This window comes from Curtobacterium sp. MCBD17_023, from assembly GCF_003224415.1.
Classification (GTDB): Bacteria; Actinomycetota; Actinomycetes; order Actinomycetales; family Microbacteriaceae; genus Curtobacterium.
The window spans coordinates 35294-56878 of record NZ_QKLJ01000001.1 but is presented as its reverse complement, the minus strand read 5'-3'; the positions used below and the strand labels follow the sequence as shown (position 1 = coordinate 56878).

General features: G+C 70.2%; 19 protein-coding genes. 14 read left to right on the top strand and 5 right to left on the bottom strand.

Annotated elements, in window-relative coordinates:
• Positions 1-24 precede the first annotated feature (24 nt).
• Positions 25-1362: an ABC transporter substrate-binding protein gene (locus DEI84_RS00225; protein WP_110824202.1), complete on the bottom strand. Its 1338-nt coding sequence runs from the start codon at positions 1360-1362 to the stop codon at positions 25-27.
• Positions 1363-1611: 249 nt separating this feature from the next.
• Between DEI84_RS00225 and DEI84_RS00220 the strand changes: the two genes are divergently transcribed.
• Positions 1612-2430: an SDR family oxidoreductase gene (locus tag DEI84_RS00220; protein WP_110889254.1), complete on the top strand. Its 819-nt coding sequence runs from the start codon at positions 1612-1614 to the stop codon at positions 2428-2430.
• Between the two features lie 162 nt (positions 2431-2592).
• Here DEI84_RS00220 and DEI84_RS00215 read toward each other — a convergent pair whose 3' ends face one another.
• Positions 2593-3474, bottom strand: coding sequence for a hypothetical protein (locus tag DEI84_RS00215; RefSeq protein WP_110889253.1), 882 nt, complete (start codon positions 3472-3474; stop codon positions 2593-2595).
• Between the two features lie 188 nt (positions 3475-3662).
• Positions 3663-5165 (bottom strand): IMP dehydrogenase, encoded by a 1503-nt coding sequence (gene guaB, locus DEI84_RS00210; RefSeq protein WP_110824200.1) that lies wholly within the window; start codon positions 5163-5165, stop codon positions 3663-3665.
• Between the two features lie 363 nt (positions 5166-5528).
• On the opposite strand from guaB, the gene DEI84_RS00205 reads away from it, so the two are divergent.
• The 7 genes from DEI84_RS00205 to DEI84_RS00180 all read left to right on the top strand — a co-directional run bounded on the left by DEI84_RS00205 (position 5529) and on the right by DEI84_RS00180 (position 13281).
• Positions 5529-6857: a branched-chain amino acid ABC transporter permease gene (locus DEI84_RS00205; RefSeq protein WP_110889252.1), complete on the top strand. Its 1329-nt coding sequence runs from the start codon at positions 5529-5531 to the stop codon at positions 6855-6857.
• A 12-nt stretch (positions 6858-6869) separates the two neighbouring features.
• Positions 6870-7856, top strand: a complete 987-nt coding sequence (locus DEI84_RS00200) for a branched-chain amino acid ABC transporter permease (protein WP_110824198.1) — start codon at positions 6870-6872, stop codon at positions 7854-7856.
• Positions 7849-8811, top strand: a complete 963-nt coding sequence (locus tag DEI84_RS00195; protein ID WP_110889251.1) for an ABC transporter ATP-binding protein — start codon at positions 7849-7851, stop codon at positions 8809-8811. Before DEI84_RS00200 ends, DEI84_RS00195 begins: the two co-directional genes overlap by 8 nt.
• Positions 8808-9671 (top strand): ABC transporter ATP-binding protein, encoded by an 864-nt coding sequence (locus DEI84_RS00190; protein ID WP_110824196.1) that lies wholly within the window; start codon positions 8808-8810, stop codon positions 9669-9671. The genes DEI84_RS00195 and DEI84_RS00190 overlap by 4 nt, the downstream gene beginning before the upstream one ends.
• 340 nt (positions 9672-10011) lie before the next feature.
• Entirely contained in the window at positions 10012-10188 is a 177-nt protein-coding gene (locus DEI84_RS15530; RefSeq protein WP_181420291.1) for a hypothetical protein, read from the top strand.
• Between the two features lie 54 nt (positions 10189-10242).
• Positions 10243-11361: a GuaB3 family IMP dehydrogenase-related protein gene (locus tag DEI84_RS00185; protein ID WP_110889250.1), complete on the top strand. Its 1119-nt coding sequence runs from the start codon at positions 10243-10245 to the stop codon at positions 11359-11361.
• A gap of 63 nt (positions 11362-11424) precedes the next feature.
• Complete coding sequence (locus tag DEI84_RS00180) at positions 11425-13281, top strand: glycerol-3-phosphate dehydrogenase/oxidase (protein WP_110889550.1); 1857 nt, start codon at positions 11425-11427, stop codon at positions 13279-13281.
• Positions 13282-13482: 201 nt separating this feature from the next.
• Here DEI84_RS00180 and DEI84_RS00175 read toward each other — a convergent pair whose 3' ends face one another.
• Entirely contained in the window at positions 13483-13980 is a 498-nt protein-coding gene (locus DEI84_RS00175; RefSeq protein ID WP_110889249.1) for a hypothetical protein, read from the bottom strand.
• A 119-nt stretch (positions 13981-14099) separates the two neighbouring features.
• On the opposite strand from DEI84_RS00175, the gene DEI84_RS00170 reads away from it, so the two are divergent.
• Genes DEI84_RS00170 through guaA form a run of 5 tightly spaced genes read left to right on the top strand, consistent with a single transcriptional unit; the run spans position 14100 to position 18934 of the window.
• Positions 14100-14630, top strand: a complete 531-nt coding sequence (locus DEI84_RS00170) for a cation:proton antiporter regulatory subunit (RefSeq protein WP_110824193.1) — start codon at positions 14100-14102, stop codon at positions 14628-14630.
• Between the two features lie 3 nt (positions 14631-14633).
• Positions 14634-16061, top strand: a complete 1428-nt coding sequence (locus tag DEI84_RS00165; protein WP_110824192.1) for a cation:proton antiporter — start codon at positions 14634-14636, stop codon at positions 16059-16061.
• 47 nt (positions 16062-16108) lie between these two features.
• Positions 16109-16900 (top strand): SURF1 family cytochrome oxidase biogenesis protein, encoded by a 792-nt coding sequence (locus DEI84_RS00160; RefSeq protein WP_181420290.1) that lies wholly within the window; start codon positions 16109-16111, stop codon positions 16898-16900.
• A 10-nt stretch (positions 16901-16910) separates the two neighbouring features.
• Positions 16911-17357: a DUF3817 domain-containing protein gene (locus DEI84_RS00155; protein WP_110824190.1), complete on the top strand. Its 447-nt coding sequence runs from the start codon at positions 16911-16913 to the stop codon at positions 17355-17357.
• Complete coding sequence (gene guaA / locus DEI84_RS00150; RefSeq protein ID WP_110889247.1) at positions 17354-18934, top strand: glutamine-hydrolyzing GMP synthase; 1581 nt, start codon at positions 17354-17356, stop codon at positions 18932-18934. Before DEI84_RS00155 ends, guaA begins: the two co-directional genes overlap by 4 nt.
• A 420-nt stretch (positions 18935-19354) precedes the next feature.
• On the opposite strand, the gene DEI84_RS00145 is transcribed toward guaA, so the two are convergent.
• Positions 19355-20269, bottom strand: a complete 915-nt coding sequence (locus tag DEI84_RS00145; RefSeq protein ID WP_110889246.1) for a Bax inhibitor-1/YccA family protein — start codon at positions 20267-20269, stop codon at positions 19355-19357.
• A gap of 275 nt (positions 20270-20544) precedes the next feature.
• On the opposite strand from DEI84_RS00145, the gene DEI84_RS00140 reads away from it, so the two are divergent.
• Positions 20545-21567 carry a glycerophosphodiester phosphodiesterase family protein gene (locus DEI84_RS00140; protein ID WP_110889245.1) on the top strand — a complete coding sequence of 341 codons (1023 nt, stop codon included), beginning with the start codon at positions 20545-20547 and terminating at the stop codon, positions 21565-21567.
• Positions 21568-21585: the final 18 nt, after the last annotated feature.

The window sequence follows — 21585 nt, the reverse complement described above, 5'->3', positions numbered from 1 at the left end:
CGGGGGCCGTCGGTCGGGCGGGTGTTACTTCGAGACCGAGCCCTGGATGGCGCTCTGGTACACGGGCTTGTTGTCGCCGTCGAACTTGTAGATGCCGATGTAGGCGCTCGACGGGTCGTTCTTGGAGTCGAACGGACCGATGCCGGACGGACCGGTGTAGTGGATGTCCTCACCGTCGTCGAGGAGGTCCTTGCAGTCCTTGAACGTCGAGCACTCGGTGCCGCCGTCGGCCCCGGAGACCGCAGCCATGTTGGCCTGGATCGTGCCGGAGTCGGTGCCCTTGCCCTTCACCGCGGCGAGGGCGGCGAGGGTGGTGGCGTCGTAGGACTCGGCCGCGTACGAGAAGTCGGCGAGGTCCTTGTTCGAGGACTTCTTGTAGAAGTCGACGAGGCGCTTCTTCAGGTCGTCCTTCGGGCTGGCACCGGGGATGGTGCCCTGCGCGCCCTCGAGGGTGCCCTTGTCGAAGTCCTTCGAGTAGTCCGCCGTGTTGCCGTCGGACATGTAGATCTTCGCCTTGTTCCCCTGCGAGACGAGCTCGGGGATGATCGACTTCGTCTCGTCGAAGGCCAGCACGACGATCGCGTCGGGCTCGGTCGCGAGTGCCGCGGTCACCTCGGACGAGAACGTGGTCTGTCCGGGCGGGAACTCCTGCCCCTTGCCCTTGGCGCCGTAGACGACCTGGCCACCGGCGGACTCGACGGCCTCCTGGACGGAGTTGCGGAGGCCGGTGCCGTACGTGTCGTTGAAGACGAGGAACGCGACCTTGGCGTTGCCGTCACCCGTGACGAGCTGGCCCAGCGCGGAACCCTGGACGGAGTCCGGCGGAGCGGTGCGGTAGTAGTGCGACGAGTAGCCGGACAGGTCGGTCGCCGTGTTCGCCGGCGAGATCTGCACCATGCAGTTGCTCGTGAGCTGGTCGATCACGTTGAGCGTGACGGAGGACGACTCGGCACCGATGACGACCGGGACCTTCGCGTCCACGAGCTTCGTCGCGGCGGAGCTCGACACGGTCATGTCGTTGCTGTCGCCGGAGTCGGTGGCGGGGTCGATGGTGACGTCCTCGTCGAGCACACCACCCGCGGCGTTGATGTCCTCGACGGCGAGGCCGACGCCGGACTCGGCCGGCGGGTTGAGGTAGGCCAGCGACCCGGTCAGCGGCAGGATCGTACCGATCTTCAGCGGGTCGGTGCTGGGCGACGAGGGGGCCTCGCAGCTCGCGGCCGGGTCCTTCTTCGCGCCGCCGGCCTTGGCCGACTCGGACGCGCCGTCACCGGCGTTGCTCGAGGTGGAGCAGCCGACGAGGAGCACCGCTGCCGCTCCCGCCAGTGCCAGCGCCGTGGTGGCGCGGGTGGTTCTGATCATCCGTGGAACCCTTTCTCTGCGCGGAGGCCCTACCGCATCGGGTCGAGCGCGGCGTCTCCGCGTGGGATTGAGGAGAAAACTAGGGTCGATGTGTTTCGCCCGTGTGACGGAAGTACACACCTGGGTGTTTCGTTACATACCCGTGACACTTCTGAGCGGCCTCACCGGAACCCCTGATCAGGAGTCCGTCTGGACGGTCTCCGTGGTCCCGGACGGTCGTCCTGGAGGCCCGGCGTACGTTCCGCAGACATGAGCGACACATCTTCCACCACCGTCTTCCGGCCCACGCGGGCCATCGTCACCGGCTCGGAGTCGGGCATCGGCAAGGCCACCGCGGTCGCGCTGGCGGCCGCCGGCATGGACGTCGGGATCACCTACCTGTCCGAGCCCGACCGGGCCGACGAGACCGCTACCGAGGTCCGCGCCGCCGGGCGACAGGCGTACGTGGCGCAGCTCGACGTGACCGACCTCGAGCGGGCGGGCGCGGTCATCGACGGCCTCGTGTCCCAACTCGGCGGGGTCGACGTCATCGTCGCCGACGCGGGCACGGGCGACAACGCTCCGTTCCTCGACCTGACGCTCGACCAGTGGCGGCACACCGTCGCGACCGACCTCGACGGGGCCTTCGTCACGATCCAGGCAGCCGCTCGTCGCATGGTCGCGCAGGGCACCGGCGGCCGGATCATCGGCATCACGAGCGTGCACGAGCACCAGCCGCGGTACGGCTCCAGCGCGTACGACGCCGCGAAGCACGGGCTCGGCGGCCTGCTCAAGACGATCGCGATCGAGCTGGCGTCGCACGGCATCACCGCGAACGCCGTCGCACCGGGGGAGATCGCGACCCGGATGACCGGCGCCGAGGACGAGGACCCGCACACGATCTCCCGTCCCGGGGTGCCGCTCGGCCGTCCGGGCAACGCGTGGGAGATCGCGGCCGCCGTGGCGTTCCTGGCCTCGCCCGCGTCGTCGTACATCACCGGCGTGTCGCTCCCCGTCGACGGCGGCATGCTCCAGATGGGCCCGCACGGCGGCAGCCACATCACGTCGGACGACTGGCGGAGCGCGTAGTCAGTCGCGTCAAACGCCCCCGTCTCCCCGAGACGCCGCCACGTCACCGAAACGCCGCTGAATTCGGCGGCGTCTCGAGCGGTCGGCGGTGTTCTGTGATGACGGGGGCGTCTCGCGAGCAGGGCGGGGCGGGACGGGACGGGTGGGACGCGGCGCGGCGGTTCACGGCGCACGGCGCGCCCAGCCCCGACCAAGCGGCAGGCCCGCGGCGACCAGGACCGCGCCGAGGCGGGCCAGGTCCTCGGCCTCGGCCATGCCCCAGCGCGCGAACCCGCGGACGCGGTGGGTGCGCCGCAGCGCGTCCTCCCGTCGTTTCTCAGACCAGAGCACATCACGGTCGTCGTACTTCACCCGGCCGTCGAACTCGCCGACGATGCCGGACCCCGGCCACCAGAAGTCGACCCGGAACGTCCCGCCGTCCGTGGCGAACTCCTGCTGCAGGACGGGCGACGGAGCCCCGAGCCGTCGGACGGTGACGCGGCTGATCGACTCGCCAGGTGACTCCGCTGCGGCATCGGCGAACGCCAGGGCCGACATCGCTCGCCGCGACCCGCGCTGCCCCCGGCGACCGGTGAACGCCGATGCCAGGTCATCCCGGTCGAGATGGCCGGCGTGGAGCACGTGGTCGAGGACGACCACCGCGTGCTCGAAGGTCGACGTGTGGGCCAGGTCGACGACGGTCCGCAGGAGTGAGGTCGTCCGGAGACCGTCGAGCACCACGACGTCGTCGTCGGTGACGCGTCCGACGTGACGGATGACTCCTCTGCCACTGTGCGTCTTGGACACGTGGGTGTCGATGAGGTGGAGCCGCCAGTCCGGTCGCCCGTGGTCAGGCAAGCCCCACAGTGCGGCAGCGGATCGGTGCGACACGACCCCGTCTGCCCGGAGGCCGGCGGCCCGTGCACGGACGACGAGCTGTCGACGCTCGAGTGGGCCGAGCGCTGACCAGTCCCGACGCTCGACAGCGGTGCCGTGGAACAGTCGGACCGGGTCCGTCAGGGTCGACGGCAACCCGGTGAGGACCGTCGACGAGTGGGTCTGCATGCAGGTGACGATCCGGCAGCCCGCCTGCGGTCCCGAGCCAGACCGCCCGAGTTGTGGAGAGCCTCCAGTCCGACCGTCACTGTGCAGGAGGGAGTACGACGCCCCCGTCAACGCACGACGCCGCCGGACGCACGAGACGCCGCCGGATCCGGCGGCGTCTCATGCACCTGGCGGCGTCTCGCGCGGGGTCAGCCGCGGTAGTTCGGCGCCTCGACGACCATCTGGACGTCGTGCGGGTGCGACTCCTTCAGCCCGGCCGCGGTGATGCGGACGAACTTGCCGCGGGCCTTCAGCTCGGGGATCGTCCGGCCGCCGACGTAGAACATCGACTGCCGCAGCCCGCCGACGAGCTGGTAGACGACGTTGCCGACCGAGCCGCGGTAGGGCACCTGGCCCTCGATGCCCTCGGGGATGAGCTTCTCGTCCGAGGGGACGTCCGCCTGGAAGTAGCGGTCCTTCGAGTACGACGTCTTCTTGCCGCGGGTCTGCAGCGCCCCGAGGGAGCCCATCCCGCGGTACGCCTTGAACTGCTTGCCGCCGACGAACACCAGGTCGCCCGGGGACTCGTCGGTGCCGGCGAGGAGCGAGCCGAGCATGACGGTGTCCGCGCCCGCGACGAGGGCCTTCGCGATGTCGCCCGAGTACTGCAGGCCGCCGTCGGCGATGATCGGGACGCCGGCCTCGCGTGCGGCGAGGGAGGCCTCGTACACGGCGGTCACCTGCGGCACGCCGACGCCGGCGACCACGCGGGTGGTGCAGATCGAGCCCGGGCCGACGCCGACCTTGACGGCGTCGACACCGGCGTCGATGAGCGCCTGCGCACCGGCACGGGTCGCGACGTTGCCGCCGATGACGTCGATGCCGTCGAACGACGAGTCGGCCTTGATGCGGCGGACCATGTCGAGCACGCCTTCGCTCTCGCCGTTCGCGGTGTCGACGACGAGCACGTCGACCCCGGCGTCGCGGAGGGCCTCGGCGCGCTGCCAGGCATCGCCGAAGAAGCCGATGGCGGCACCGACGCGCAGTCGGCCCTCCTCGTCCTTCGTGGCGTCCGGGTACTTCTCGCTCTTGTCGAAGTCCTTGACGGTGATGAGCCCGCGGAGCTTGCCGTCGGCGTCCACCAGCGGCAGCTTCTCGATCTTGTGCTGCGCGAAGATGGCGATCGCCTCTTCGGGGTCGATGCCCTCGAGCGCCGTGATGAGCGGGGCCTTCGTCATGACGTCACGCACGAGCGTGCTCGACATCTCGAACGGTGCGACGAAGCGCATGTCCCGGTTCGTGATGATGCCCACGAGCGTGCCGTCGGCCTCGACGACCGGCAGGCCGGAGACGCGGAACTGCCCGCAGAGCGCGTCCACGTCGGCGACGGTGGCGTCCGGGCTGGTGGTCACCGGGTTGGTGATCATGCCCGACTCGGAGCGCTTCACCTTGTCGACGTAGGCGGCCTGGTCCTCGATGGACATGTTGCGGTGCAGGATCCCGATGCCGCCCTGGCGCGCCATGGCGATGGCCATGCGGGACTCGGTGACGGTGTCCATGGCCGCGGAGAGCAGCGGCACGTTGACCGAGATCCGCTTGGTGAGCCGGGACGTCGTGGACGCCTCGCTCGGGATGACGTCGGTGTGCCCCGGCAGGAGCATGACGTCGTCGTACGTGAGTCCGATGAATCCGAACGGATCCGGCTGGTCCATGGGTCCCCTTCGTGGGCGAGGTGAACGGGTGTCAGTACCGGGAACGCACCGGTGGGCTCTCGATGGGACATGGTAACGCGCGCGACGCAGGCGCCATTCCTGGGGGCGGGATCGGTCGCTGTACCGGCCGGACGGGCGGCTTCTCCGCGGGAACGCAAATCGACTCGCCTGTGCAAGGTCACGGTTGCGGCACGATTTGTGCAGGGAACGTGCCGGAAACACGGGGGACACAAAAAATCCCTAGGGTCCTCGACTATCCGAACGAGAGGCTCATCCGTGGGTTCCATCACTCCGCCGGGGTCAGCGCTGGCGCGCCGACTCCGCCGCGGGGCACCAGGCCGTCGTCGCCTGGTCCTCGCCGCCGTGCTCTTCCTCGCCTTCCTGGCCACCTTCGCCGTCGACGTGGTGCTCTCGCCCGTCGCCGGCGCAGCGACCAGCAGCCCCTCCGCCAGCAGCGCACCGGCGAGCACCGGGCCCTGCGTGGTCAGCACGACGAACGGCTGCATCCAGGGCACGATCCTCGACTCGGAGCGGGAGCCCGCCGCGGGAGTCGACGTCGACGTCACCGGCCCCGGCTCGTTCACGGGGTCCTCGACGACGAACGCCGACGGCCGCTGGTCGGTCAGCATCTCGGAGGCCGGGTCCTACACGGTCAAGGTCGACCAGGACTCGCTGCCGAAGGGGCAGTACCTCACCGACGCGAAGGACGCCGAGCGCACCGTGCAGGGCAACCTGAACGCCAACGCCGGCACGATCTTCCAGCTCTCCGACCAGGAGGGCGCGACCACCGACACCGGCGCCACGAGCGTCACCGCGGCACGGTTCTGGCAGCAGTTCGCCTCCGGCATCCGGCTCGGACTCCTCATCGCCCTCGCCTCGATCGGCCTGTCGCTCATCTACGGCACGACCGGCTTGTCCAGCTTCTCCCACGGTGAGCAGGTGACCCTCGGTGGCCTCCTCGCCTACGTCTTCGCGAACCAGCTCGGATGGAACATCTGGCTCGCCGGGCTGGTGACCGTGCTGCTCTGTGCCGCGACCGGGTACCTGCAGGACGCGGGCATCTGGAAGCCCCTGCGGAAGCGCCGGATCAGCCTCACGCAGCTCATGATCGTGACGATCGGTCTCTCGATCGCCGCCCAGTACGCCTTCCAGTACTTCTTCGGGGCCTCGACCGTCCGCATCCAGCAGGGCAACCCGGAGACGGTGACGTTCGCCGGCATCACGCTGACGGTGCAGTCGTACGTCGCGATGGGGATCGCGCTCGTCGTGCTCGTCGGCACGGGGCTGTTCCTCGGGAAGACGCGCTTCGGACGTGCCACCCGTGCGGTGTCCGACAACCCGGCGCTCGCCGCGGCCTCGGGCATCGACGTCGACCGCGTGATCCGCTTCGTGTGGACGCTCGCCGCCGGTCTCGCCGGTCTGTCCGGTGTGATGCTCGGCCTCGTGCTGAACGGCGTGAACTGGCAGACCGGTCTCCAGCTGCTGCTGCTCATGTTCGCCTCGGTGACCCTCGGCGGTCTCGGGACGGCCTACGGCGCGCTCGTCGGCTCGATGATCATCGGCATCGTCGTGGAGCTCACGAACCTGGTGCTGCCCGGTGACTTCAAGTACGCCACCGCCCTCGTCATCCTCATCCTCATCCTGCTGTTCCGGCCGCAGGGCATCTTCGGCCGTGCCGAGCGGATCGGCTAAGGGAGCACCCGCATGGACTACATCCTCACCCTGCTCACCTCGCTGACGCAGGAGGCCCTCGCGCCGACGACCGCGGCGTTCGCGCTCGCGGCGATCGGCCTCAACGTGCACTTCGGGCTCACCGGCCTGGTCAACATGGGCCAGGCGGCGTTCCTGCTGCTCGGCGCCTACGGGTTCGCGATCTCGATCTCGAACGGCCTGCCCGTCGGGCTCGCGGTGCTCATCGCCCTGGCCATCGCGATCGTCTTCGCGGTCATCCTCGGCATCCCGACCCTGCGGTTGCGCGGGGACTACCTGGCGATCGTGACGATCTCCGGTGCCGAGATCATCCGCATGGTCGGCCGATCGAGTCTGCTCACCGACACCACCGGCGGCTCGAACGGCATCACCGGCTCGAGCTACCGCGAGCCGTTCAACGCGCTGAGCTTCCTTCCCGACGGCACCACGACCATCCTGTGGTTCACGTACTCGAACAACGGCGTCAACGGCTGGTGGATCCGCATCGTCGGCTGGGGCCTGGTCGCCCTGTTCACCCTCGTGCTGTTCCTGCTCATGCGCAGCCCGTGGGGCCGTGTCGTGAAGGCCATCCGCGAGGACGAGGACGCGGTCCGCTCCCTCGGCAAGAACGTCTACTCGTACAAGATGCAGGCGCTCGTCTTCGGTGGCGCGCTCGGTGCCCTGGCCGGGGTCATCTACGTCCTGCCGAGTTCGGTGCAGCCGGACGCCATGGGCCGCTCGATGACCTTCTTCATCTGGACAGCGCTCATCCTCGGAGGCGCTGCGACGGTGTTCGGACCGGTGCTCGGCGCGATCCTGTTCTTCGTCGTCCGTCTCTTCATCCGCACGCTCGCGGGTGACTTCATCCCGAACTCGATCATGAGCGCCCAGCAGGCCGAGCAGTTCTCCTACGTGCTGGTCGGTGTCGCGCTCATGCTCCTCATCGTCTTCCGCCCACAGGGACTCCTGGGGAACAAGAAGGAGCTGACGTTCAGTGTCTGAACCCACCGGAACCACGCCCGGCGTCCCCACCGCCCTCACCACGGTGCAGCACGCCCCCGGTTCGCCGAAGCCGGACGCCATCCTCACGGTCGACAACATCAGCCGCCGCTTCGGTGGCATGACCGCGGTCGACGTGGACCACCTCGAGGTGCAGCGCGGTGCCATCACGGCCCTCATCGGGCCGAACGGCGCCGGCAAGACCACCTTCTTCAACCTGCTCACCGGCTTCGACAAGCCGACGAGCGGCAAGGAGGCCCGCTGGCAGTTCAACGGGAAGACGCTCGGCAACACCGGGGCCGCGAAGGTCGCCCGCGCCGGCATGGTCCGCACGTTCCAGCTGACGAAGGCGCTGTCGCGCCTCACCGTGATGCAGAACATGCTGCTCGGCGCGAAGGACCAGCCGGGCGAGAACTTCTTCGCCGCGCTGGTCAGCCCGCTGTGGCGGAAGCGTGAGCAGGAGATCACGGCGAAGGCCGAGGACCTCCTCGCCCGCTTCAAGCTCCTCGAGAAGAAGGACGACTACGCCGGATCGCTCTCGGGCGGCCAGCGGAAGCTCCTCGAGATGGCCCGCGCGCTCATGTCCGACCCGACGATGATCATGCTCGACGAGCCGATGGCCGGCGTGAACCCGGCGCTGACGCAGTCGCTGCTCGGGCACATCCAGTCCCTCCGCGACGACGGCATGACGGTGCTCTTCGTCGAGCACGACATGCACATGGTCCGGCACATCTCGGACTGGGTCGTCGTGATGGCCGAGGGCAAGGTCGTCGCCGAGGGCCCGGCCGCCACCGTCATGGACGACCAGGCCGTGATCGACGCCTACCTCGGCGCCCACCACGACACCGACCTCGGTGACGACTCGCTCCTCACCGAGGAGACCTACGAGGAACTCGCCGACGAGGTCGCAGAAGAGGACGCGGCGGACGCCGCCGACGAAGGGAAGGCGACCCGATGACGGACGCGACGAACGGCACCGGCGCGGACCGGGCCTCCAGTGCGGAGCCGGCAGCGGTGGCCGTCACCCCGGGCAGCACGACCCCGCGTGCCGCGACCGGCGGCGCCACCGCGGTGCAGGACCGCGAGCCGGTCATGCGTGCCGACAACCTCGTCGCCGGCTACCTGCCGGGTGTCAACATCCTCAACGGGTGCGACCTGGTCTGCTACCCGGGCGAGCTCATCGGCATCATCGGCCCGAACGGTGCCGGCAAGTCGACGCTCCTCAAGGCGCTGTTCGGCCTCGTGAACATCCGCGAGGGCTCGGTCACGCTGCAGGGCGAGGACATCACGAACCTCAAGGCGAACAAGCTCGTGCAGGCCGGGGTCGGCTTCGTCCCGCAGACGAACAACGTCTTCCCCTCGCTCTCCATCGAGGAGAACCTGCAGATGGGGCTGTACCTGCGCCCGAAGAAGTTCGCCGAGCGGCTCGAGGTCATCTACGACCTGTTCCCCGTGCTCGGACAGCGCAAGGGCCAGCGCGCCGGGTCGCTCTCCGGTGGTGAGCGGCAGTCGGTCGCGATGGCGCGGGCGCTCATGATGGACCCGAAGGTGCTGCTGCTCGACGAGCCCTCCGCCGGCCTCTCGCCGGTGCGGCAGGACGAGACGTTCATCCGTACCCGCCGCATCAACAAGGCCGGCGTCTCCGTGATCATGGTCGAGCAGAACGCCCGCCGGTGCCTGCAGATCTGCGACCGCGGCTACGTCCTCGACCAGGGGCGGAACGCGTACTCGGGCACCGGGAAGGAGCTCGCCGACGACCCGAAGGTCATCGAGCTCTACCTCGGGACGCTCGCCAAGGACGTCGACGCCACCAAGTAGGGTCGTCGACACCGCGGGTGCCGCTGTGGGGGCAGCATCCGCGACGGACGGGGCCGTGCTGGCTGCGCTTGCGCGCCGCACGGCCCCGCTCTCGTGCCGCCGGGCGGACGCCGGGATCGGAACGGGACAGCCGGTGTCTCTCGGAGACGCCGGTGTCGCATCGAGACGCCGGTGTCTCACCCGAGACACCGCCGGAGCGGTGAGACGCCACCGGTTCCGGCGGCGTCTCGCGCACTCGGCGGCGTCTCGCGCAGACGGGCGTGTCTGCGGGAGCGGGCCCGTGCCTCCTGCCCGGCCGGGAGGCCCGTCCCGCCTCCGGCGCGTCGGGTACCGTTCCAGCGTGGAACGCTTCTCGGCCCGGGCGATGGACGCCCTCGTGTGGGTGGTGTTCGTCGTGCTCTTCGTGGGCGCGGCCCTGCTCGTGAAGGTCGCCGCCGCACTCCTCGTCGTGTTGATCGTGCTGGCGCTGCTGCTCGGGCTCACGCTCCGGGTGCTCCGCCGACGTCGCGCGCGCTGACCCGCCGACCGTCCGGCCGTGCCACCCGCACACCCCGCCCGGTAGGGTTGCCGGGTGAGCGAAGTCGAGATCGGTGCAGGCAAGCGCGGACGTCGGGCGTACGCGTTCGACGACATCGCGGTGGTCCCCTCGCGGCGGACGCGTGACCCGCGGGACGTCAACGTCCAGTGGTCGATCGACGCGTTCACCTTCGAGTCGCCGATCCTGTCCGCGCCGATGGACTCCGTCGCCTCGCCCGCGACCGTCATCGAGATGGGGCGTCTCGGCGTCCTCGGGGTCCTCGACCTCGAGGGCCTGTGGACCCGCTACGAGGATCCGGAGCCGTACCTCGCCGAGATCCGCACGCTGACCGACGGCAACGTCACGAAGCGCATGCAGGAGATCTACGCCGAGCCGGTCAAGGCCGAGCTGATCACCCGCCGTCTGGCCGAGATCCGTGCCGCCGGCGTCCCGGTCGCCGGCTCGCTGAGCCCGCAGCGCACACAGGAGTTCTCGCAGACGGTCGTGGACGCCGGTGTCGACCTGTTCGTCATCCGCGGCACGACGGTCAGCGCCGAGCACGTGTCGCAGAACACCGAGCCGCTCAACCTCAAGAAGTTCATCTACGAGCTCGACGTCCCGGTGATCGTCGGCGGCGCCTCCACCTACACGGCGGCCCTGCACCTCATGCGCACCGGTGCCGCGGGCGTGCTCGTCGGCTTCGGCGGGGGCGCGGCGTCGACCACGCGTGCCGCGCTCGGCATCCACGCACCCATGGCCACCGCGGTCGCCGACGTCGCCGGCGCTCGTCGCGACTACATGGACGAGTCCGGCGGGCGGTACGTGCACGTCATCGCGGACGGCGGTCTCGACACCGCCGGGGACGTCGTCAAGGCGATCGCGATGGGGGCCGACGCCGTCATGCTCGGCACCGCACTGGCCCGCGCGTCAGAGGCGCCGGGCGGTGGCTTCCACTGGGGTGCCGAAGCGCACCACCCCGAGCTGCCCCGCGGCCGTCGCGTCGAGGTCGGCACCATCGGCTCGCTCGAGAGCATCCTGAACGGCCCGACCCCGTCGTGGGACGGCCGCGCCAACCTGGTCGGCGCCCTGCGTCGGTCGATGGCGACGACCGGGTACTCCGACGTCAAGGAGTTCCAGCGAGTAGAAGTGGTCGTGGCGCCCTACCACCGCTGACGCGGTGCGCCCGTGGACGATCCGCGGGCGCTGCTCCGGCGCCGGACGGCGATGGAGGCGATCATGACAACGACGGTCACGAACGGTGCGTCGAGCACCGCGGGGTTCGACCCCGCGACGAAGCTCGGCCCGGACGAGCGCGAGGCCGCGATCGAGACCCTGAAGACCCGGGAGCTCGACGTCCTGGTCGTCGGCGGCGGCATCGTCGGCGGTGGTGCCGCACTCGATGCCGTCACCCGGGGCCTGTCGGTCGGGATCGTGGAGGCCCGCGACTGGGGCTCGGGCACGTCCAGCCGGTCGTCGAAGCTCGTGCACGGTGGCATCCGGTACCTCGAGCAGCTCAACTTCACGCTCGTCCGCGAGGCCCTCATCGAACGCGGCCTGCTGCTCCAGCGCATCGCCCCGCACCTGGTCAAGCCGGTCCGCTTCCTGTACCCGCTCAACCACCGGGTCTGGGAGCGCTTCTACATCGGCATCGGCATGGCGATGTACGACGTCTTCAGCTGGTCCGGCGGACGTCCGCCCGGCGTGCCGCACCACCGCCACCTCACCCGCACGCAGGTGCTCCACTCGATGCCGTCCCTGAAGAAGGACGCGTTCGTCGGCGGCATGACCTACTACGACGCGCAGGTCGACGACGCCCGCTACGTGGCCGCACTCGTCCGCACGGCGGCCTCGTACGGCGCACACGCTGCCTCGCGGGTCCGGATCGAGGGCTTCATCAAGGTCGGGGAGCGGGTCGTCGGGGCGCACGCGCACGACATCCAGACCGGTGAGCACTTCGACATCCGGGCGAAGCAGATCGTCAACGCGACGGGTGTCTGGACCGACGACACCCAGGCGATGGTCGGCACCCGCGGGCAGTTCAAGGTGCGTGCGTCGAAGGGCGTGCACCTCGTCGTCCCGCGCGACCGGTTCCAGTCGAACTCGGGCATGATCCTCCGCACCGAGAAGAGCGTCCTGTTCGTCATCCCGTGGGGTCGCCACTGGCTGATCGGCACGACCGACACCGACTGGTACCTCGACAAGGCGCACCCGGCGGCGACCGCGGCGGACATCGACTACATCCTCGAACACGTCAACAAGGTGCTCGCCGTGCCGCTCACCCGCGAGGACGTCGAGGGCGTCTACGCCGGTCTCCGACCGCTCCTGGCGGGGGAGTCCGAGGCCACGTCGAAGCTCAGCCGCGAGCACGTCGTCGCGCACACGGCCCCGGGCCTCGTGGTCGTCGCCGGTGGCAAGTGGACGACCTACCGCGTGATGGGCAAGGACGCCATCGACGAGGCCGCCGCAGCGATGGACGGCAGGATCCCGGAGTCGACGACGCAGGACATCCCGCTGCTCGGCGCCGAGGGCTACCCGGCCGCGTGGAACAAGCGGGCCCGCACCGCGAAGACGTTCGGCGTGCACAAGGTCCGGATCGAGCACCTGCTCAACCGGTACGGCACCCTGGCGACCGAGGTGCTGCAGCTCGTGCAGGAGGACCCCTCACTCGCCGAGCCGTTGCCCGGTGCCGACGACTACATCGGGGCCGAGGTCGTGTACGCGGCCTCGCACGAGGGTGCCCTGCACCTGGAGGACGTCCTCGCCCGCCGCACCCGCATCTCCATCGAGGCATGGGACCGCGGCGAGTCCGCGGCGCCGGTGGCCGCGCGGCTCATGGCGGACGTGCTCGGCTGGGACCAGGAGACCACCGAGAACGAGGTGTCGAACTACCTCAAGCGGGTGGCCGCCGAGCGGGAGTCGCAGCTGCAACCCGACGACGAGTCCGCTGACCGCGTGCGGCTCGAGGCGCCGGACATCGCGTTCGGGTTCGAGGAGGACGACGTCGTCGTCGGCGGCGGCCGGAGCGACGGCGCCGAGGGGGCGACGGCGTCCGACGAGCAGGTCGTGGGCGAGAAGACGACCGAGCCCAGCTGACGCGGGCCGGACGGGAGGCTCCCCACCCGGAAACGACGACGTGCCGCTGGTGCGTCGGTCGGTCCGGACCGGGCCGGCGCGGGTCCGGGGACCAGCTGAGGGCGCGCCTCCCGTCCGCCCACCACGCACGGTCGGTGGCCGCGTTCTGCGCCGACGGGCTGCGGCTGCGCGTCGACGCCGTCGTCGCGCCGCCGCGGGTGGCTATGCGGCGGTGCGGGCGCGGCGGAGGGTCTGCACCATCGTCAGGAACAGGAACAGGACCGCCGGGATCGCGACGAGGGCCGCGAGGCTCGTGCCGTAGAGCACAGCGGCGCCCATGCCGTGCGCGCCGCCGGACACCCCGAAGGAGTCCGCGACGTCCATGCCGAGGAAGAAGCCCGACTGGAAGACGGCACCGGCGCCGCACGCGACCAGGGCGAGGTGGCAGACGAGGGCCACCGGTACGGGGATCTCCTTCCAGATCGCCGCGATCGCGAAGCCGACGGCGAGGACCACGCCGATGCCGGCCGTCACCAGCACACCGACGACGTCCTGCCGGGAGTTCATGCCCATCGCGTCGACGGTGGCGTAGATCTCCGACAGCGACTTCCCCGGCACCGCGGCGAGCGGGTCGAGCACGAGGGCGTTCACCGCCAGCAGCGCGGCGTAGGCGGTGACGACGAGCGCGCCGGACACGGCGACGACGGTCTTGGAGGTCATCCGGCCATCCTCACCGGGCGGGGTGGACCGCCGCGTCCACCGCCGGGATGACCTGTGGAGAACGGAATGGCCCAGCCCTCCCGGTGGTTAGCATGGGTGTCCTGGGAAAGGGAGCCATCATGGTCGACGTCCATCGCGTCAAACTCCCCGGCGTCGGCGTGCTGCACAGCTTCTACACCGACGACGGTGGCAAGTGCGGTGTCATCACGCACCGGTCGGGTCACTCCGACCTCATCTCGTTCGCGGACGTCGCCGACGGCGCGGACAAGTCCGAGAAGGTCTCGCTCCGCCTGAGCGAGGACGAGGCGCACACCCTCGCCGAGCTGCTCGGCGGCACCCGGATCACGGAGGGCCTCGACAAGCTCGACGAGATCCCCGGCCTGTCGATCGACTGGTTCAGCGTCGACTACGACGACGCCATCGCGGGCAAGCCCCTCGGCGACCTGCACGACTCCGGGTTCATCGGCCTGACGGTCGTCGCGGTGGTCCGCGGCGACAGCGCCAACCCGGCGCCCTCGTCCGACTTCGTCGTGTTCCCCGGGGACACGATCGTGGTCGCCGGCGCGCCCGAGAAGGTCGCGAAGGCGTTCTCCTTCTACCGCAGCGGTCAGTTGGCAGCAGCCGCTGCCGAGGCGCCGCCCGGGAGTTAGTCGATGCACCTGGGTGGTGAGCTGCTGACCATCGGCGGCCTGTTCCTCATCGCCTACGTCCTCGGACGTCTCGGCAAGACCATCGGCCTGCCGGCGATCCCGGTCTACATGGTGGTCGGGCTCATCGCGAGCCCGCACACCCCGTGGATCGGACTGAGCGTCGAGTCCCACACGATCGAGCTCATCGCCACGTTCGGGCTCATCCTGCTGCTGTTCAACCTGGGGTTGGAGTTCGACCAAGAGGAGTTCTACGGCAACGCCGGCAAGCTCCTCGTGTCGGGCGGCACCTACGTCGCGATCAACATGGGCGTCGGGTTCGCGTTCGGTTTCTCACTCGGATGGGGCACGCGCGAAGCCCTGATCATCGCGGGGATGACGGCGACGTCGTCGAGCGCCATCGTGACGAAGCTCCTCATCGAGCTCCGGCGCCTGGCGAACGACGAGACACCGATGATCCTCGGCGTCACCGTCATCGAGGACGTCTTCATCGCCGTCTACCTGGCGATCGTGTCCGTGGTGCTCTCCGGCGACACGAACGTCTGGGCGGTCATCGGGAAGCTCGCGCTCGCGTTCGGGTTCCTCATCGTCATGTTCAGCCTGGCGCGCTGGGGCGGCAAGCAGGTCTCGCGGATCTTCGCGACCCGCGACGACGAGCTGTTCACCGTGCTGTTCTTCGGCCTCGCGGTGATGTTCGGTGGCATCGGGGACCTGCTCGGCGTGACCGACGCCATCGGTGCGTTCGTCATCGGGCTGCTCTGTGGTGCCACGCGCTACCGGGACCGCATCGAACAGCTGGCGCTCCCGATGCGTGACGTCTTCGCGGCGTTCTTCTTCGTGAACTTCGGCCTCGGCCTGGACGTCTCGACCTTCGGCGAGGTGCTCTGGCCGGTCGTCGCCGCCATCGGCATGACCGTCGTGCTCAACGCCGTCGCGGGGCAGCTCGTCGCCCGGATGAACGGCTTCAGCGTCCAGCAGGGCATCAACACGGCGGTCATCCTCGTCAACCGCGGGGAGTTCGCGCTCATCCTCGCGACGCTGTCCGCGGCGGCCGGACTCGAGGAACGCATCACCGCGTTCGCCGGGCTCTACGTCCTCATCATGGCGGTGCTCGGTCCGCTGCTCGCGGTGAACTCCGACCGCATCGGTCGGCTCGTGCTCCGGCCGGGTCGGGTGCGGAAGCTCCGCGGGCGCGAGCTGGCGGCAGCGCAGGCCGCCGCCGAGCGCAAGGCCGAGCGCGACCGTCGGTTCGCCGAGGAGATCGCCCTCGTGGAGGCTGCGGGCAGGGAAGAGCGCGAGAATGGGGAACCGGAGACGACGCCGTCGCGCGCACAGCCGGTCACACCGGAACCCGTGCGCGTGAGCACGTCGTCGATCGAGATCCCAGCCGAGCGTCCCGAACGCCCGGTCCGACCACGCGATCCGGAGTACTGACACGCATGTGGGCCGTTGCACGACGTCCGAGGTGGATCGCACTGCTCGTGTTGGCCATCGTGCTGGCGGGCGTGTTCGCCGCGCTCGGCAGGTGGCAGCTCGAGCGCAGCATCGAGAACGGCAAGCCGCTGCCCGCCGGGACGGAGACGCGGCGCGCTCTCGATGACGTCACGACCCCCGAGAAGCCCGTCGGTTCGACGCTCGCGGGGCAGAAGATCACCGTCTCCGGGCGCTTCGTCGCCGGGGACACCACCGTCCTCACCGGCCGCAGCGGGGGTGGGACGTACCAGGCCGTCGGACACCTGGTCGACGACGCGACGGGGGCGAGCCTCCCGGTCGTGATCGGGTGGTCCGACCAGCGGGCGGCCGCCGTCGCCGGGGGTGACCGTCTGACCGACGGCGCGACCATGACGGTCGAGGGCCGGTACTACCCGGCCGAGTCGCCCGACCAGGACGCCTTCGAGCAGGGCGAGTACTCCGCCGTCGCCCCGGCCCGGTTCGTCAACACCTGGAAGGCGTTCGACGACCGGATGTACGGCGGCTACGTCGTCGCCGGAGCCGCCGTCGCGGACGCCGCGGACCTCGGCACCATCGCCGACCGGGCCCCCACGCGCGAGGTCCAGTTCGACTGGCTCAACCTGTTCTACGCGGTCGAGTGGGTCGTCTTCGCCGGGTTCGCCGTCTTCCTCTGGTACCGCTTCGTGAAGGACGCCTGGGAGCGCGAGCAGGACGAGGAGCGCGAGACCGCCGAAGCGGCCGCCGGTGGCGCCGCTGATGACGAGGCGCCCGCCGACGAGGCCGCTGTGGACGACGCCCGGGCCGAGCCGGGTCGCCGGTAGGATCGACGGCATGGCTTTGACCGTCCGGACCCGCGACATCCCGAAGATCCCGGGGGCCGTGCGGTTCTACCGCATCTCCGCGTACATCACCGGTGTGCTGCTGCTGGCCCTGATCGTCGAGGTCGTCATCAAGTACACGCCGATCCAGCGCGAGATGCAGCTCGGCGGGGGAGCGTTCTTCGTCCCGAACGGCACCGCCGGCGAGGCGCCCGGCACGTTCAACCTGTCCGTCGCGATCCTCATCGCCCACGGCTGGCTGTACGTCGTCTACCTCTTCGCGGACTTCCGCCTCTGGAGCATCATGCGCTGGCGGCCGTCGCGCTTCCTGCTGATCGCCCTCGGCGGCATCATCCCGTTCATGTCCTTCGTGGTCGAGCACCGCATGCAGAAGGCCGCCATGACCACCCACCACGAGCTGACCGCGCAGCAGTCGCGGGAGAAGGAGAGCGCTCGGTGAGCGAGACCGAACAGCGTCCCGTCCTCGTCGTCGACTTCGGCGCGCAGTACGCGCAGCTGATCGCACGGCGCGTCCGCGAGGCCAACGTCTACAGCGAGATCGTCCCGCACTCCGTGACGGCGGACGAGATCCGCGCGAAGGACCCCGCCGCGATCGTCCTGTCGGGAGGCCCGTCCTCCGTCTACGAGGACGGCGCTCCGGCCCTGGACAGCGAGATCCTCGACCTCGGCGTCCCGGTGCTCGGCATCTGCTACGGCTTCCAGGCCATGGCGAAGTCGCTCGGCGGCGAGGTCGCACACACCGGCCTGCGCGAGTACGGCGCGACCGACGTCACCGTCAGCGGCACCGACAGCGTCCTGCTCGGCGGGCAGCCGGCGTCACAGACCACCTGGATGTCGCACGGTGACTCGGTCGCGAAGGCCCCGGAGGGCTTCGAGGTCCTCGCCTCCAGCGACTCGACGCCCGTGGCCGCCTTCGCCTCCGACGAGCGCAAGCTCTACGGCGTGCAGTGGCACCCGGAGGTCAAGCACTCGGCGTTCGGCCAGGCCGTGCTCGAGAACTTCCTGCACCGGGCTGCCGGGCTGCCGGGCGACTGGAACTCCGCGAACGTGATCGAGGAGCAGGTCGAGCGAATCCGCGCGCAGGTCGGCTCGTCCCGCGTGATCGCCGGGCTGTCCGGTGGCGTCGACTCCGCCGTCGCCGCGGCGCTCGTGCACAAGGCCGTCGGTGACCAGCTGACGTGCGTGTTCGTCGACCACGGGCTCCTCCGCGCCGACGAGCGCAAGCAGGTGGAGGAGGACTACGTCGCCTCCACCGGTGTCCGACTCGTCACGGTCGACGCCCGCGAGCAGTTCCTCGACGCGCTCGCCGGCGTCAGCGACCCGGAGCAGAAGCGCAAGATCATCGGGCGCGAGTTCATCCGCACGTTCGAGGCCGCGGCCGAGGCACTCGTGCTCGAAGCGCGCGCGTCCGACGGTGACGCCGAGGTCAAGTTCCTCGTGCAGGGCACGCTGTACCCGGACGTCGTCGAGTCCGGCGGCGGTTCGGGCACCGCGAACATCAAGTCGCACCACAACGTGGGCGGGCTGCCCGACGACATGACGTTCCAGCTCGTCGAACCCCTCCGCACCCTGTTCAAGGACGAGGTCCGCGCGGTCGGCCGCGAGCTCGGACTCCCCGAGGTCATCGTCGGGCGTCAGCCGTTCCCCGGCCCGGGTCTCGGCATCCGCATCGTCGGCGAGGTCACCGCCGAGCGCCTCGAGATCCTGCGGGCCGCGGACGCGATCGCCCGCGCCGAGCTGACCGCAGCGGGCCTGGACGACGAGATCTGGCAGTGCCCGGTCGTGCTCCTCGCCGACGTCCGTTCGGTCGGTGTCCAGGGCGACGGTCGTACCTACGGGCACCCGATCGTCCTCCGTCCGGTCTCGTCCGAGGACGCCATGACCGCTGACTGGACGCGCCTGCCGTACGACGTGCTCGCGAAGATCTCGAACCGCATCACCAACGAGGTGCGCGACGTCAACCGGGTCGTGCTCGACGTCACGTCGAAGCCGCCGGGGACGATCGAGTGGGAGTGAGGCTCCCTGACGCCCGAGGGCCCGGTACGCAGTGCGTACCGGGCCCTCGCTCGTCCTGCCGGGCGCGCCCCGCGCCTCCTTGCCGTGCGCCTCCCGTCGCGGTTCCACGACGTGCCGCCCGCGGTCGCGGCGGTTCCGAAAGTGCGCCATGTCGGAGCGCGAGGTTCCGGAATCGCGGAACCGGTGCCTCCCGACTAGTGGCCCGCCCACGTGCTTGCTGCTGCACGCCGTGCTTCCACGACGTGCCGCATGCGGTCGCCGTGGTTCCGGAAGTGCGGCATCTCGGGGCGCGAGGTTCCGGAACCACGGAACCTCGGCGGGCGCGCGCGGCGAGTCCCGGGACCGCGTCGTGCCGGCGGCGCAGCGCGCGGGAACGACCGAGGGCCCCGGCGACTGCCGGGGCCCTCCGTGTGCTGCGAGCTAGTTGCGCGAGCTGCTGGCGATGATCGCCAGGATGCGCAGGATCTCGAGGTACAGCCAGACGAGCGTGACGATGAGGCCGAACGCCGCCGTCCAGGCGTAGATGCGGGGAGCGCCGCGCTCGACACCGGTCTTGATCTGGTCGAAGTCGAGGACGAGCGAGTACGCCGCCATGAGCACCACGAGGATGCCGATCACGACACCGAGCGGGATGCCGAACACCGTGACGCCGAGGAGCCCGAACGCCGACTGCGTCACGCCCAGGAGCATCAGCACGATGTTGACGAGCGAGAACGCCATGTAGCCGACCATCGCGACGATGAAGAACCGCGTGGCCTTCGGGGTCGCGCGGACCTTGCCGGACGTGAAGAGCAGGAGCGTGACCGCGAAGACACCGAGCGTGCCGAACACCGCCTGCGTGACGATGCCGTCCCACATGGTGTTGTACATGCCCGAGATGCCACCGACGAAGAGGCCCTCGAAGAAGGAGTACGCCAGCACCAGGGCGGGCGACGGCTTCTTCTTGAAGGTGTTCACCAGCGCGAGGACGAACCCGACGAGCGCGCCGACGATCCAGACCACCGGCGGGAGGTTCCAGCCGGCGACGGCACCGACGATGAGCACGCCGAACGCCAGGAGCGTCTTGACGATGGTGTCCTCGTACGACATCCGGTCCGTGTCGACCTTGTTCGCCGAGGGGCGGTCGTACATGTCACGCAGCTGGTCGGGCGAGAACCCGGGCTGCTGCGGCGCCTGTCCCCAGCCGGTCTGGCCGTACGGCGCCTGCGGGTAGCCGCCCTGCTGCGGGTAGCCCTGCTGGGGGTACCCCTGCTGCGTGTTCGAGCCGGCGCCCCATGCGTTCCGGCCCGCGTCGTTGAAGGCGGGGGACTGGTCGAAACCGGGCTTGAAGGCCATGGTGTCCTCTGATTTCCTCTGGTGTGGAGTCGTGGAGCCGGTACCCGGATGGCATCGGCTCGTGGGCTCGGGAAGGAGTGCGGCGGAGCCGTTCCTTCGTGTCCTCACAGCCTACGGGCCAGGTGTGCTCGATGGCTGTGGATTCGCGGGAAGCGGAACGTCCCCGGGCCCTCCTGGTGACGAGCCTATGGACCGCTGCTGTCGGTCCACCGAACGGTGTCCCCACGCTGGCTGAACGTCGGCGACGTCCTCGCGCAGTCCGTATCGTCGCGTGCATGCAGCCGCTCGTCATCGCCCACCGCGGTGCCTCCGGGTACCGGCCCGAGCACTCCCGCAGCGCCTACGAGCTCGCGATCGCGCTCGGTGCGGACGCGATCGAGCCGGACCTCGTGCCGACGAAGGACGGCGTCCTGGTGCTCCGGCACGAGAACGAGGTGTCCGGCACGACCGACGTCGCCGACCGCCCGGAGTTCCGGGACCGGCGGACGACGAAGACGATCGACGGGCACCGGGTCACGGGCTGGTTCACCGAGGACTTCACGTGGGAGGAACTGCGCACCCTGCGGACCCGTGAGCGCCTGCCGGAGCTGCGCCGGGCCTCCCGGCAGCACGACGGCGAGGACACGGTCCTGCGCCTGGAGGACCTGCTCGCGATCCTGGACGCCGCCCCGCGGCGGGTCGGGCTCGTCGCCGAGGTGAAGCACGCCAGCGCGTTCGCCGCCGCGGGGTTCCCGATGGCCTCGTTGCTGGACGGCGTCCTCGGCTCGGCCGGCTGGCGTGGCGACGACCGGCTGACGGTCGAGTCCTTCGAGAAGTGCGTGCTGCGCGAGGTGGCCGCGCTCGGCACCGGTGCGCGCTTGGTGTACCTCCAGGAGGCCCGGGGCGCGGCCGCGGACGAGGTCGCCACAGCCGGCGCCGCGGCCCCCACGTACGCCACCGAGCGGACCGACGCGGCACTGGCCCGGCTCGCGACGGAGTTCGACGGGATCAGCGTGGACCTGCCGACCCTGATGGCAGGTGTGGACACCCGCGCCGTCGACGACCCGGGACCGGTGCGGAGCGACGTCGTCGAGCGGGCGCACGCCGTCGGGCTCGCGGTGTACACGTGGACGCTCCGACCGGAGAACCGGTTCCTGCCCGCGGCGCTCCGGCGCGGGGGCGACCTGGCGGCGCACGGCGACTGGGAGCGGTGGTTCACCTCGGTCGTCCGGACGGGCGTGGACGGGGTGTTCGCGGACCACGCGGACCTCGCCGTCCGTGCCCGATCGCTCGTCGCGGACGGCGCTGCGCGGGCCTGATGGGTGTCGCAGGTCGCG